14 protein-coding genes are annotated in these 13510 nt (G+C 65.7%); 7 read left to right on the top strand and 7 right to left on the bottom strand.

What is annotated here, in order from left to right; translation table 11 throughout:
• The first annotated feature begins 6 nt into the window (after positions 1 to 6).
• Genes IPP68_00635 through IPP68_00615 form a run of 5 tightly spaced genes read left to right on the top strand, consistent with a single transcriptional unit; the run spans position 7 to position 4091 of the window.
• Positions 7 to 1065: a chemotaxis response regulator protein-glutamate methylesterase gene (locus IPP68_00635; protein MBL0348870.1), complete on the top strand. Its 1059-nt coding sequence runs from the start codon at positions 7 to 9 to the stop codon at positions 1063 to 1065.
• The gene (locus IPP68_00630) at positions 1062 to 1454 is read left to right on the top strand and encodes an Hpt domain-containing protein (GenBank protein ID MBL0348869.1); all 393 of its coding nucleotides are present in this window, start codon (positions 1062 to 1064) and stop codon (positions 1452 to 1454) included. The genes IPP68_00635 and IPP68_00630 overlap by 4 nt, the downstream gene beginning before the upstream one ends.
• Positions 1451 to 1813, top strand: a complete 363-nt coding sequence (locus tag IPP68_00625; protein MBL0348868.1) for a response regulator — start codon at positions 1451 to 1453, stop codon at positions 1811 to 1813. The genes IPP68_00630 and IPP68_00625 overlap by 4 nt, the downstream gene beginning before the upstream one ends.
• Before the next feature lie 53 nt (positions 1814 to 1866).
• On the top strand, positions 1867 to 2229 hold the full coding sequence (locus IPP68_00620) for a response regulator (protein ID MBL0348867.1): 363 nt from the start codon (positions 1867 to 1869) through the stop codon (positions 2227 to 2229).
• A 17-nt stretch (positions 2230 to 2246) separates the two neighbouring features.
• Positions 2247 to 4091 carry a response regulator gene (locus IPP68_00615; GenBank protein ID MBL0348866.1) on the top strand — a complete coding sequence of 615 codons (1845 nt, stop codon included), beginning with the start codon at positions 2247 to 2249 and terminating at the stop codon, positions 4089 to 4091.
• A 19-nt stretch (positions 4092 to 4110) separates the two neighbouring features.
• Here IPP68_00615 and tadA read toward each other — a convergent pair whose 3' ends face one another.
• Together tadA and IPP68_00605 are read right to left on the bottom strand one after the other, a co-directional pair.
• Entirely contained in the window at positions 4111 to 6240 is a 2130-nt protein-coding gene (gene tadA / locus IPP68_00610; GenBank protein MBL0348865.1) for a Flp pilus assembly complex ATPase component TadA, read from the bottom strand.
• A gap of 94 nt (positions 6241 to 6334) precedes the next feature.
• Positions 6335 to 6799 (bottom strand): response regulator, encoded by a 465-nt coding sequence (locus IPP68_00605; GenBank protein MBL0348864.1) that lies wholly within the window; start codon positions 6797 to 6799, stop codon positions 6335 to 6337.
• Positions 6800 to 6823: 24 nt separating this feature from the next.
• Here IPP68_00605 and IPP68_00600 point away from each other — a divergent pair, with 24 nt between their 5' ends.
• Positions 6824 to 7309, top strand: coding sequence for a DUF3015 domain-containing protein (locus IPP68_00600; protein MBL0348863.1), 486 nt, complete (start codon positions 6824 to 6826; stop codon positions 7307 to 7309).
• Positions 7310 to 7369: 60 nt separating this feature from the next.
• The gene (locus IPP68_00595) at positions 7370 to 9265 is read left to right on the top strand and encodes a DUF4105 domain-containing protein (GenBank protein MBL0348862.1); all 1896 of its coding nucleotides are present in this window, start codon (positions 7370 to 7372) and stop codon (positions 9263 to 9265) included.
• Here the strand turns inward: IPP68_00595 and IPP68_00590 are convergent.
• The 5 genes from IPP68_00590 to rplU form a co-directional block, all read right to left on the bottom strand.
• Positions 9249 to 10097: an alpha/beta hydrolase gene (locus tag IPP68_00590; GenBank protein MBL0348861.1), complete on the bottom strand. Its 849-nt coding sequence runs from the start codon at positions 10095 to 10097 to the stop codon at positions 9249 to 9251. The two genes, IPP68_00595 and IPP68_00590, sit on opposite strands and share 17 nt — an antisense overlap.
• A gap of 100 nt (positions 10098 to 10197) precedes the next feature.
• Positions 10198 to 11304, bottom strand: a complete 1107-nt coding sequence (gene proB / locus IPP68_00585; protein MBL0348860.1) for a glutamate 5-kinase — start codon at positions 11302 to 11304, stop codon at positions 10198 to 10200.
• A 10-nt stretch (positions 11305 to 11314) separates the two neighbouring features.
• The gene (gene obgE, locus IPP68_00580) at positions 11315 to 12784 is read right to left on the bottom strand and encodes a GTPase ObgE (protein ID MBL0348859.1); all 1470 of its coding nucleotides are present in this window, start codon (positions 12782 to 12784) and stop codon (positions 11315 to 11317) included.
• A 74-nt stretch (positions 12785 to 12858) separates the two neighbouring features.
• Positions 12859 to 13143 carry a 50S ribosomal protein L27 gene (gene rpmA / locus IPP68_00575; protein MBL0348858.1) on the bottom strand — a complete coding sequence of 95 codons (285 nt, stop codon included), beginning with the start codon at positions 13141 to 13143 and terminating at the stop codon, positions 12859 to 12861.
• A gap of 1 nt (position 13144) precedes the next feature.
• Positions 13145 to 13477 carry a 50S ribosomal protein L21 gene (gene rplU, locus IPP68_00570; protein MBL0348857.1) on the bottom strand — a complete coding sequence of 111 codons (333 nt, stop codon included), beginning with the start codon at positions 13475 to 13477 and terminating at the stop codon, positions 13145 to 13147.
• Positions 13478 to 13510: the final 33 nt, after the last annotated feature.

Genomic DNA, 13510 nt, shown 5'->3' with positions numbered 1-13510 from the left:
CCGGCCGTGAGCCGTTTTCGCGTGGTGGCGGTGGACGATTCCGCGGTGTTGAGACGGCTCCTGGTGGAAACACTGGAATCCGACCCGGAGGTCTCCGTCGTTGTGGCCCCCGATGGCGAAACCGGGTTGTCGTTGGTGGTGTCGCAAAAGCCCGACGTCGTGATTTTGGACATCGAGATGCCCCGGATGAACGGGTTGGAGTTGCTGAAGAATTTGCGCCGGTTGTTCCCGCGGTTGCCCATCGTCATGTATTCCCATTTGACGGAACGGGGCAGCCGATCGACCCTGGAGGCGTTGTGCTTGGGGGCCACGGACTACGTGCCGAAACCGCCGGAAGGAAACGGCCTGGACGACGCCCGGCGGCATATTCGGACGGTGTTGTTGCCACGGCTCAAGGCGCTGCACGAGGAGGAAAATCGGCGTTTGAGGGAGGCCATCGTTTCCCGCGCGCCCCGACCGGCGCGGCCCCGGGGCGTGGCACGGGCCTCTCCGCTGCTCCTGGCGATCGGCGCTTCCACGGGAGGCCCCAACGCGTTGGTGCGGTTGCTGTCGGGCCTCGGATCCGATTTCTTGCTTCCCGCGGTGATCGCCCAGCACATGCCGCCCCTGTTCACCGCGCTGTTGGCGGAACGGTTGACCCGGGAAACCCCGGTGGCGGTTCGGGAAGGCGAGTCGCGCGCGCCCCTCCGCCCGGGGCAGGCCTGGCTGGCGCCCGGCGACCGGCATTTGGTGGTTCAAAGAACGACGGAAGGGTTGCGGGTGGACCTGTCGGACGCCCCCCCGGTGAATTCCTGCCGACCCTCGGTGGATGTGTTGTTCAAGTCCGTGGCCGACGCCGCGGGGGAGCGCGCCATTGTCGTCGTGCTGACGGGCATGGGGCACGACGGGCTGGAAGGGGTGCGGGCCCTGCGCGAGCGCGGGGCGGTGATTTTGGTTCAAGACGAGCCCTCGTCGGTGGTGTGGGGCATGCCCGGCGCGGTGGCCCAATCGGGATTGGCGGACGCCGTGCTTTCCTTGGACGCTTTGGCGGCGGAAGTTCGGCGCCGGGCGGGGGGGCCGGCGTGACGGACGGCGACGCGGAATTGCTGGAGGCTTTTTTGACGGAGAGCGAATCCAACATGGGCCAATTCTGCCGGTGGCTGGACCGTCCGCTCGCGACCGAGGAAGCCTTGGCGGACGTTTTTCGGTGGATGCACACCCTCGCCGGTTCCTGCGGGTTCTTCGGTTTTTCCAATTTGCGGACGGTCGCGCGGGCGGCGGAAAATTGTCTGGGGATTTTGCGGGACCGCCGGGCCGTCCTCGATCCGGCGCTTTCCGCGATGCTGCGGGAAGCGGTCGACGACATTCGAGCGTCTTTGCGCGCGATCGCCGCCTCGGGCACGGAACCCCGCGCCGCTTCCCCGGTTCGGGACCGCTTGGACGCGTGGAAACGTTGTTCGGGGGCGCCGTCGTGAGAGCGCTCGTCATCGACGATTCCCGGGCGGTGCGGACCATTTTGAAGCGAATGTTGACCGAACTGGGTTTCGAGACGCGGGAAGCGGAGAACGGCAAGAACGCCCTGGAGGCCCTTGGCGGGGGCTATCGTCCCGACGTCGCCCTGGTGGATTGGAACATGCCGGAAATGGACGGGGTGTCGTTCATCAAAGCCGTCCGGTCGGAGCCGGCGTACGGCGGCGTCCGTCTGGTGGTCATCACCACCGAAATGGAAGTGGGGCGGGTGGCGGAGGCGTTGGACGCGGGGGCTCAGGAGTATGTCTTAAAGCCCCTAACGAAAGAAACGTTGCGGGACAAATTGGCGGCCCTGGGGCTCTGATTCCCCGGGGGCGCCGGGGCGATGGAACAACCCAATAGCGAGGAGGTCAACCGGTGCGAGCTTTGGTGGTGGACGACGAAACGGACGTGCGGAAACTGATCGGATTGATGTTGACCCGACTGGGTCACCAGGTGCGGGAAGTGGACAACGGCGAGAAGGCGCTGGAGTTGCTGCGCGGCGATCCTCCGCCGGACGTGGTTCTGCTGGACTGGAGCATGCCGGGCATGGACGGATTGAGCATCCTCAAAGCCATTCGAACGGAGGACGCTCTGTCCACCCTGCGGGTCATGATGGTGACGGGGATGAACAACATGGACGACGTGTCGGCGGCCTTGGACGCGGGGGCGGACGAGTATTTGATGAAGCCGATCTCCGCGCGGACGCTCAAAGAAAAACTGGCGATTCTCGGCCTTTAAAAGGCAGGAAAAATTCGGTGGCGAAAACAGCGGATGGAAACGACGACCTCGACGTATTGCTTTTAAGCGTCGACGGCCGCATCGAACGCGTCGGCTCCCGTCTGGCCGAACGTTTGGGCTACGGGCCCGGTGAATTGCCGGACCAGCCGCTGAAATTAATCCTGGGTCGTTGGTGCCCGGAAATCCCGACGTTTGAGGCCCTTCGGGCCACCTTCGAGTCCGGAACGCCCCGGCCGTTCCTGAATCTGACCGGCGCCGAAGTGTTGTTGCGGGTTCGCGTGGAAAGCCGGGGGTCTTCCGAGGGCGTTCGTCTTTGGGCGGAACTCCCGACGCCCAAGCCGTCGGCCGTCCCGGCGTCCCCGGCTTCCGCGATCGTTTCCGCGCCCGAAACGCCCCCGGCGCCGACCGCCGCCCCCGCGGTTCCCCGCCCCGGCCGGAGCGGATCCTTTGCCGACGGATTTCTGGAAAATCTCAGTCACGATTTTCGAACGCCCCTCAATGGCCTATTGGCCGCGGCCGCCCTGCTCGCCGATTCCCCGCTGGCCCCCCAACAACGCGAGTGGCTCGGCATCCTTCGCCACTCCGCCCAGGCCCTCAACGACACCGTGGAGATTTTGCTGGACCACGCCCGGTGGCAGGCCGGGGACATTTCCCTGCGGGACAAGGATTTTTGGCTCAAGGACCTGTTGACGGATTTGGTCGCGACCGTGAAGGCGTCGGCGGGGGAGAAAGCCTCGCCGTTGACGGTGGAGGCGCCCGCGGAAGCGATTCCCTGCCGGGGGGACGCCGAGCGCCTCCGCCAAGTCCTGCGCCTTCTGGCGTTGCGCCTCCTCCGGACCGCCCCGCCGGACGGGCGGTCGCTTCGGGTGGCGCGCGTCGACCGGCCGGGGGAGCTCGCCCTCCTTCGATTCGATTTTCCGGCGCCGGACGCCGGCGCGGGGGAGGCTCCCGCGGCCCCGCCGGAATCCCCCTCGCCGGGACCGGACAAACTGGGCCTGGCGTTGGCCCAAAACCTGATCCGCCAGATGGGCGGCACGTTGACGGCCCCCCCCGGCGGCGGGGCGGAGGCCTTCCGAGTCGAAATCCCCTGCGTGGCGCCCGCCGCGGCGCCCGCCGAGGAAGCCCCCGCCCGGGGCGTGGCCCCGTCCAAGACGGCGCGCCCCCCGCGGGCCCACTTCCGAATCCTCGTCGCCGAGGACAACCCGGTGAATTTGAAAGTCCTTCAACTGCAACTGGAAAAACTCGGCTATCGGGCGGACGCGGCCGCCGACGGGCGGGCGGCCGTCGAGCTGTTTAAAAAGAAACCCTACGATTTGGTCTTGATGGATTGCCAGATGCCCGCGATGGACGGCTATCTGGCCACCGGCGAAATCCGGCGGTGGGAGGACAAGAAACGGCGGACGCCGGTGGTCGCCGTGACGGCGAACGCCACCGAGGAGGACCGCGAGCGGTGCCGCGCCGCGGGCATGGACGATTATTTAACCAAACCCTTGACCACCGAAGCCCTTGCCGCGACGCTGGCCCGGTGGGACGTGTCGGTGGACCCGGAAACGCTCCAGGGCCTCCGGGATCTGGGGGAGACGGGCTTTCCGGCCCTGCGGGAGGATTTCCTCCGCCAGACCCACGAGCAAATCGCCGCCCTGCGCCAGGCGGCGGTGGGCGCCGACTGGAAAGAGGTCAAGTCCGCCGCCCACAAAATCAAAGGCACCTGCGGGACCTTCGGGGCTCTGCGCCTTCAGCGTCTGAGCCGCTGGGCCGAGGACGCCGCGGACCGGAAGGACGGGGCGGAAGCTGAGTTGTTGACGGATTCGATGGAGGAGGAGTGGGGGATGGTGGCCTGGCGCCTGGGCGCGGGGCGCTGAGGAAGGCCCGGGAGCCGCGTCAGTTTTTCAGGCGTCGAAAAAGGGCGTTGACGCGCTCGGCGATGGCCGGCGGCTTGATCGGCTTGAGAACGTAGTCGTCGGCCCCGAGGGTCATGGCCAGAGACTGGTTTTTTTCATCGTCGCTGGCGGTCAGCATGATCACGGGCAGGTTCACCATGCCCATGCGCCGCCGGAGCAGTTTCAGGACGCCGAAGCCGTCCATCTCCGGCATGTCCAAATCCAACAACACCAAGTCGGGGGCCCCTTCGGCCACCCGCGCCAGGGCCTGAATGCCGTCAACCGCTTCGTCCACCACGAACCCCTCTTTTTCCAACACCCGCCGGAGGACCGTCCGGATCACCGCGTCGTCGTCGGTCACCAGGACCCGCCGGTTTTTCTTTTCGGCGAGCGCGGGGGCCGGCGTTTTCTCCGCCGGGGGCGCGGAGGGGGCGGCCAAAACGTCGGCCAAAAACGGCGCGGCTTCCCCCGGGGTCGTGTCCCCGGCGCCGACGTGCCAGAGGGCGTCGGCGGCCAAGGTTTCCCAATTTTTCGATTCCGCCGCGGCCCCCGCGAGGTCGGGGTCGGACGCGGCCCGGGCGAGGGCCTCCCGCACCGGACCGGCCACGGTGACCAGTTCCATCAGGGCGAAACGTCCCCGGAAGCCGGTGAAGTTGCAATCGTGGCACCCCACCGCTTCGTACACGTTCAGGGGCCCGCCCGCCCCTTGAATGGCCGCCGTCAAGGCGGGGCCGATGCGCTCGGGGGGCAGGGGTTTCCGGCAGTGTTCGCACAGACGCCGCAAAAGCCGCTGGGACACGGCGGCCACCGCGGCGCCGGCGATTTTTTCCGGGGACAAGCCCATGTCGACCAGCCGCGCCAGCGCCTCCAGCGCGCGGTCGGTGTGCACCCCGGCCAGCAGGAGTTTGGCCGTCGACGCTTGAAGGGCCACGCCCGCCGTTTCCGCGTCGGCCAGGTGGCCCACCAGGACCGCCCCGGGATTCCCCCGGAGCGCCGAGCGCAGAGCCGTGGCCCAGTGAAGGCCCTGGGATTCGTTGACCTGGATTTGTGGGACGCCGGCCAGCTTGAATTCGATGGGGTTCTCGACGGTGGCCAGGACCCGGCCCTCCCCCCGGGCCTCTTTCAGCAGGGTGTAGAGCAGGGCGGTTTTGCCGGAACCCGTGGGGCCCGCGACCAAAAGGAGCCCCCGGGGTTCGGCCAGCAAAGCGTCGATTTTGGCCGCGAGGGCGGGGCGAAGGCCCATCGCGTTCAACGACAGCGAAGCGACGCGCTCGTCCATCACCCGAAGGGCCAGCCGTTCGCCCGCGGACGTTCCGCGGGAAAACACGCGAAGGCCCAGTTCGCGTCCGGCCAGGCGCAGGGTGGCCCGGCCCTGTTGGCCGCGCACGCGTTCCGCCGGGTCCAGGCCGGCCAGGGCCTTCACCCGCGCCGCCAGGGGTCCCGTGGCCAGAGCCTTGGGCAAGGTCAAGATGGCGCGGAGGCGGCCGTCCAGCAGAAACCGAACGTCGCTGGTCGCCTCCCCGGGATCGATGCGGATTTCCGTCGCTTCCATGCGCACGGCTTTGGCGATCAAATCGTTCACGAACCGCTCCACGGGTCCCGTGGCGTTCAGCGTCGTGTTGGGCGCCCCGGAGGAATCGAGCACTTCCAGCCGCTCGTCGACGTCCAGTTTTTCGATCAAATCCACGACCATCATGTCGTCCGAATAGCATTCGGCCACCAGGGCGTCGATCTTCTCCGGCAGGGCGTAAACGGCTTCCACCTCCCGGGCGGCCAAAAGGCGCGTCTCCCGAAGGGCGTCGGCGTCCAGGGGGTTGGCCATGGCCACGGTGATGGTGGTGTTGGTCAGGCGGAGGGGAAGAAGGCGGAGCTTTTCGCAGACCGGCTGGGTGAGGAGGGTCAGGGCGCTTTTTTCAACGTGGGTCGCGTTTAGATCCAGGGGGGGGACGGAATAGGCGCGGGCGACCGCGTCGGCGAGGCGGGGCCAATCGACAATGCCGCGGCGCAGAAGCGCCGAAGCCAAAGACGGCTCGCGGTCCTGGCGCAGCCCCGGCACCACGTCCGGCGGCAGGCCGAGGGGTTCCGCGATTTTAACGATCCACTCGTCTTGAAATGAATGCTCCGTTGCCAAAATCGAATTCCTCCCCGGGGAGCGGTGCCCTGAACCTCTTCTGTATACCCCCGATCGACGATCCTTTCAAGAGCTTCCGGGCGAAAAGAAAGGGTCAGCGGGGGAGGAGGGCGAGGAGGGCGGAGGCGGTGTAGGGTTTGGCGTGAACGCCCGCCGCGCCGGCCGCCCGGAAGGCGGCGGCCGTGGGGCCGTCGATGTCGTGCCCGGTGTAGATGTGGATCGGGATGGCGGACGTCGCCGGTTCGGCTTTGAGGGTCCGGCAGGTTTCCAGGCCGGTCATCACCGGCATTTCGGCGTCCAAAACGATCAGGTCGGGGCGGACCGCCCGGGCGCGCTCGAGGGCGATCCGGCCGTCGGCCGCGGTCTCGACCGCGTGACCCGCCTTTTCAAAAACGAGACGGGCGATCTTGAGCAAAACCGCCGAATCGTCCGCCACCAGGACCTTGGCCATGGGGTAAAGATACGCCGTGGAAGGCCTCGCCGCAAGGGCCGATCGCGGTCGGCGGCTTCCGTTGATTTCCCCGGGTTTGTGTGGTATATACATGAAAGTCGCTTTCACTCGTTATTTCTTCCAGGAGGAAACATGAAAAAGTTGTTGGCACTCGGATTCGTTGCGGCAATGATCCCCTCTCTCGCGCTCGCCAAGGGCGGCAATCATCCCATGGGCGGTTGCGGGTTGGGTTACGTTCTCTTCGGCAACAGCGACAACACGCCGGTCATGCAGATTTTGGCCGCCACAACCAACGGCTCCTCGGCCAACCAGACCTTCGGCATGACCTCCGGGACCTCGGGCTGCACCGAAGACGGCGCGGTCAAGTTCGTGAAGGAAGTCGAAGTCTACGCGGAAATCAACATGAAGGACCTCTCCCGCGACATGGTGAACGGCCAGGGCGAATACCTCTCGGCCTTCGCGCGCCTCCTGGGCGTCAAAGCGGAGAAGCAGGCCGATTTCGGCGCCTTCGTGCGTTCGAACTACGGCGCGCTGGTTCCCTCGGCGGCCACGACCTCGGTTGAAATGCTGAACGCCCTGGCGGACAAGCTCGCCGGGCGCACGGACCTCCTCGGCTAAGGCGACTCCTTAAGGTTTCCAAGCGGCCTCCGCGGGACCCGCGGGGGCCGCTTTTTTTCCATGCGACGATCCCTGATGTTTTTCCTGTTCCTGGCGCCCCTCGCCCTTCGGGCGGCGGACACCGCCTATTTGGACGCCCTGCGGGAGCGCGCCCGGGCCAACGCCCTGGCCGACGATCCCCGCTGGCGGGCCCTCCTCCACATGAAAAAAAATTGGCGGGGCCGATGGGGAAGTTCGGTGGACGGGAAGGACTTTTTCCTCTCCCCCCGGGGAACGGCCGACGCGGCCGCAGAGCTGGACGCCACGTTGGTGGCGTTCTTCGACCCGCCGCCCGCCGACACGGACACCCTCCACCCCCAAGGGCTCTTCCCGGCCCGCTACGATTACTTAAAAGAAGCCCTCGGGTTCGACGGGACCCGCCTGCCCGAAATTTCGTCGCCCCGCCTCGAAAAGTGGCGGCAAAACCTGGACGTGAACGGGGTTTCCCTGGTGTTCGCCACGGCCTATTTGAACAACCCGGCCTCCATGTTCGGCCACACGTTCCTTCGGCTCCATCGCCGGGGCGCCGGCGGGGCCGACCCGCTCCTGGATTACACGGCCAATTTCGCGGCCGTGACCGGCGAGACCAACGGCCTGGCCTTCGCCGTCAAAGGTCTCCTGGGCGGCTACCCGGGGAAATTCTCCACCCACCCCTACTACATGAAGATCCAGCAGTACAACAACATGGAGAACCGCGACCTCTGGGAATTCGACTTGGCCCTCTCCACCGCCCAGATCCGCCGCCTCATGGACCATCTGTGGGAGATGGGGCCCACCTATTTCGATTACTTTTTTCTGACGGAAAATTGCTCCTACCAACTGCTGCCCCTGCTGGAGGTGGCGATCCCGGAGCTCTCCCTGAGCGGCGGGTTTTCCTGGAAGGCGATTCCCGTGGATACCCTGCGGCGGGTGCTCGCCGCGCCGGGATTGGCGACCGCGCGACGGGGGCGGCCCGCCCAACTGAAATTTATTTTGGCCCGGCGGGCCCTTCTATCTCCAACGGAGCGGCGATGGGTGGAGCGGGCCTCCCGGCCGGGGCCGCTTCCGAGCGCCGAGGCCTTTCCCCCGGAGCGACGGGCGCTCCTGTGGGAATCCGCTTACGATTATTACCGCCTGCGCCACAAATTCCGCCGCTACGGTTCCCCGGCCGAGGAAGCGATGGAGCGGCAATTGTTGCTGGAGCGGAGCCGCGTCCCCGCGCCCGCGCCGGACGTTTCCTCGGCGGCCCTGGCCGCCCTGGAGCCCCCCGAGGTCAGCCACCCCACGGGTCGGTTGGGCCTGGGAACGGGTCGTGGGGCCGGACAGGGCTTCGAAGAACTGGAGCTTCGCACCTCGCTCCACGATTTAACCGACCCGTCGCCGGGGTTTCCCCGGGGGAGCCGACTCAGTATGTTCACCGTGAAGCTTCGTTATTTGAACGAAACGAACCGGGCGTCTCTGGAGCGGGGCACCTTGGTGGATATTTTTTCCCTGACGCCCTGGGACCCCTGGGCGCGCTCGCCGTCCTGGCGGTTTTTCATGGGGTGGGACCGGGCCCGGGATCGTTTTAAAAAGCCGAGCGGGGGTTCGCATTTCACGCTCAACGGCGGGTCGGGCCTTTCGGCGAAAACACCGGGGAATTGGCCCGCGATCCTCTACGCGCGGATCGACGCCGACGCGGGCCTGGGCGGGGTCTTTCGGGAGAACGCCCGGGTGGGGTGGGGGGGGACGGGGGGCGTTCTGTGGGCGTCTTTTTCGCCGATAAAAATTTCGGCGGAGGGGGGCGTGATTCACTACGCCTGGGGGCAAGTCGACACGGTCACGCGCTGGACCGCCACCGCGGGTTGGTCACTGACGCCCCGCTGGCTTCTACGGACGGAGTTTTCACGGACCGGGATTTACCAAGAAGCCGCGGCTTCCCTCAATTATTTTCTGTAAGCCCCAGGGCCCGGCGGTAAAAGCCGATCACTTTTTCTTCGTAGGCCGCCCCCGCCACGCGGTGGCATTGCAAATGACCGGCCCCGGGGATCAGCCAGAGTTTCTTGGGCTCCCGGGCCCGGGCGAAGAGCCGCTCCGAAAGGACCGCCGGCACCACCCGGTCCGCGGTGCCGTGTATCACCAGGAGAGGACGCGGGGAAATTTCGGCGACGATTTTTTCCGGGTCCCAAGTCTTTCGGACCAGGATCGGGGGCAAGATCGCCGAAACGGGCCATAAAATCCAACTGCGTCGAAGAACCGTCCGGGTGATCACTCGGTAGGAATTGAATCCCCCCTCCAACACCAACGCTTTAACCGCGGGTTCCCGAACCGCCGCGCCCACGGCCACCGCCACGCCCAGGGACTGGCCGAAGAGCACGACGCCCTGGGCTCCGGGCGCCAGGCGGGAGGACGCGTAATGAACGCTCGCCACCGCGTCTTCAATGGTCCCCTCCGGCGAAGGCCGGCCTTCCGAGGCGCCGAATCCCTGGTAGTCGAAAGACAAAACATCGAAACCGCCCTTGCGAAGAAACAAGGCCAGGGGGAAGTGGTCCGACACGTTGTGGGCGTTCCCGTGGCAATGGACCACGGTGCCGACGGCCGGTCCCTCCGCTTTAAAATACACGCCGACCAATTGTTTCCCATTGAGGCTGGGGTAGGTCACCACCTCGTAGGGCAGGCCCAATTTGTCCGGGTCCACGTAAAGCTTTGAATCGGGGAAATAGAATATTCGGTGGGCGGTGCAACCCGCCAGCAGAAAAAACGACAGAATTCCCGAGGCCCATTTTTTCATTAAAAGAATGGTAACAAAATTAACGGGAGGGGTCGGAGGGCGTTTGAAAAACGTGTTGAGAAGGCGCATCGTTTATTGATGGCCGCCGGCGGTGAGCCGGTTAGAGAACGATGAGATTGTCCCGGTGGACGACTTCGGCGGGGGCGGGATGGCCCAGGACCGACTCGATTTCGGAGGAGCGGCGACCTTTGATTTTCTGCAGGTCGCCGGAGCCGTGGGCCGCCAGGCCCCGGGCGATTTCCCGGCCGGCCGCGTTCAGGATTTTGACGGTGTCCCCCGCGGAGAAGGCGCCTTCCACCCGGGCGATGCCCGCGGGCAGGAGGCTGCGCTTGCCGTCCACCAGGGCCTGGGCGGCGCCCGCGTCCACATGGAGGGCGCCCTTCACCCGGCGGCCGAAGGCGATCCAGCGTTTTCGAGCGCTCAAGGCCTCTTCCTGGGGAGCGAACCGGGTGCCCCGGCCGTGCCCTTCCAATATGTCCCGAACGATGCCGGGTTTTCGGCCCGAGGCGATCCAGACTTCCACGCCCGAGGCCATGGCCAGTCGCGCGGCCGAAAGTTTGGAGGCCATGCCGCCCACGCTTTTGGCGGAGCCCGCCCCGGCCCGGACCAGGGCTTCGATGTCGGGGGTGATTTGAAAGACTTCGGGCAGAAGTTGGCCTTCGGCCCCGGTGCTGGTCAAGAGGCCGTCCACGTCGGTCAGGATAAAGAGATGCCCCGCGTCCATCTTGGCCGCCACCAGGGCCGAGAGGGAGTCGTTGTCGCCGAACTTGATTTCGTCGGTGGCCACGGTGTCGTTTTCGTTCAGGACGGGGAGAACGCCCCGTTCCAAAAGGGCGGTGAGAGTGTGGCGGATGTTGAGGTAGCGTTCCCGGTCTTCCAGGTCCGAGCGGGTGAGGAGGATTTGGGCGACGGTGACGCCGAATTCCCCGAAGGCCGCCTTGTAGGCTTCCATCAAGGCCACTTGGCCCACGGCGGCCGCGGCCTGTTTGTCCCGCAGAGCGGTGGGGCGCACGCGCCAACCGAAGGCGTCCATGCCGGCGCCGATGGCGCCGGAGGACACGACGAGGGGGGCGAAATTTTTCTTTTGAAGGCCGGAAAGTTCCTCGGCCAATTGGCGGAGACGGGCGCGGTTTAAGCCGCCTTCGGCGCGGCTTAAGATCGCCGTGCCGACTTTAACCACCAGGCGTTGACGGGAGGTGAGGGACATGGGTGCCCCTTTATTTTTTCATTTTTCCCGAGTTCCGGGAACGGCGCCGGGTGCCCCCGATGCGCTCGGCCCGCCGGTAATCCTTGGGATCGCCGAAGGGCACCCGGGGCGGGGCGGTCCGCCCGCGGCTCTTGGATTCGCTGAAGGAACGGCTGGGCACGTCCTTGGTTCGTTCCGACGGTCGGCGGGGGGCCGAGCGGCCGGCGGCCACGGGGCGGTCGCCCATGTCGGGCCGGTAGGTGAATTCATACTCGCCGACGGTCACAACGTCGCCCGACACGGCGCCCCGGCGGCGCAGTTCGTCTTCGACGCCCATTTTTTTAAGAATCTTTTGAAAACGGGCCACGGCTTCGTCCTGATCGAAATGGGTGACGACCATGAGGCGCTCCACCTCGCGGCCCCAGACGCGGAAGCGGTGGTCGGCGGTTTTCTCGGCGCGGTAATCCGGCTCCAGCACCACGTCCAGGCGCTCCGGCTGAAAGACGGGGGCTTCGGGGGCTTCGGCCAGGGTTTTCTGCACGGCGGAAAGAAGCTCTTTGACCCCTTTGCCCGTGGCCGAGGAGATGGGGAAAACGGGAACGCCCTTGAGGCCTTTGCGAAAGGCCGTCAGGGCCTTGTCCGAATCGGTCAGGTCCATTTTTGTGGCGGCGACGATTTGGGGCTTCTCCGCCAGTTTGGGGGAATAGGAGGAGAGTTCCTCGTTTAAAGCGCGGAAGGTTTTGAGCGGCGTTTTGTCTTCGTAGCCCGAGAGGTCCACCAAGTGGATCAGGACCCGCGTCCGCTCCACGTGCCGCAAAAACTCGTCGCCCAGGCCCTTGCCCGTGTGGGCTCCTTCGATCAAGCCGGGGATGTCGGCCAAAACGAAAGTGGCTCCGTGGACGGCGCAGACGCCGAGGTTGGGGGTGAGAGTCGTGAAGGGGTAGTTGGCGATCTTGGGCCGCGCCTGGGTGACCACCGAGAGGAAGGTGCTTTTCCCCGCGTTGGGGAAACCCACCAGACCCACGTCGGCCAGAAGTTTGAGTTCCAAATCAACTTTGACGTCTTGACCGGGCTCGCCCTTTTCCGACAGGTGGGGGGCGGTGTTGGCCGAAGTTTTGAAGCTGGCGTTTCCGCGCCCGCCCCGGCCGCCCCGGGCGGCCAAAAATTTGTCCCCGGCGACTTTGAGGTCCGCCAGAAGGCGGCCGTCCCGGAACACCAGGGTGCCGGGAGGCACGCGGATGGTCAGGTCTTCGCCCTCGGCACCGGTTTGATCCCGGCCGCGGCCATTGACGCCGTCCTCGGCCCGGTACTGGGGCCGGTAGGTGAAATCGTAGAGGGTGTTTTTTTGGGGGTCGGCCAGGAGCCAGACGTCCCCGCCCTTGCCGCCGGTGGCGCCGTCGGGGCCGCCCATTTCGATGTACTTTTCCCGTCGGAAAGAGAGGCAGCCGTCGCCCCCCTTGCCGCCCAGGAGATGGAGGGTGGCGCGGTCAACAAAGTTCATAAAGGGTTCCTAGAAAAAAATCAGCCCGAGAGGCGGGGCCCCTCGGGCTGTGGAGATGGTTTGGCCGGGGCGTTTTAAGCGTTGGCCGCGATGGGGTAAACGGAGACGCGCCGACGACCACCGGAACGGCCCAGGGTGCCCCGTCGAAATTCGAATTTCACGACGCCGGTGGCGGTGGCGAAAATGGTGTCGTCTTTGCCCACGGCGGTGTTGGTTCCCGCCGCAATGGGGGTGCCGCGCTGGCGGACGATGACGGAGCCGGCCGTCACTTTTTCGCCGCCGAACGCCTTGATGCCGAGCCGCTGGCCGTGGGAATCGCGGCCGTTGGAGGTGGAGCCTTGGGATTTTACGGATGCCATGTCAGTTCCCCGTTTGAATCGATTCGATCAGCACTTCGGTCAGGTCCTGCCGGTGGCCCTGGAGTTTTTTGTAGCCTTTTTTCCGGCGTTTCTTGAAAACGAGAACTTTCTTGTCGCGGAATTGGCGCAACACCTGGCCCTTGACGGCCGCGCCGGCCACGGTGGGGCGGCCGGTCTTGAGCGCGTCCCCGTCTTTGACGAGAAGCACTTCGGAAAAAGTCACGGCGTCGCCGGCCGCTTCGGGAAGCTTCTGGATCTTGAGCTTTTCGCCCGCGGTCACACGGTATTGTTTGCCGCCCGTGCGGATAACGGCGTAGGTCGTTTGTTCGGTCATAATTCGCCTATTCTAGCAATTTAAAGGAATTTG

It is taken from the genome of Elusimicrobiota bacterium (assembly GCA_016722575.1).
Classification (GTDB): Bacteria; Elusimicrobiota; Elusimicrobia; order FEN-1173; family FEN-1173; genus JADKIY01.
The sequence above is the reverse complement of the archived record's forward strand: the minus strand, read 5'-3'. Positions and strand labels throughout refer to the sequence as shown.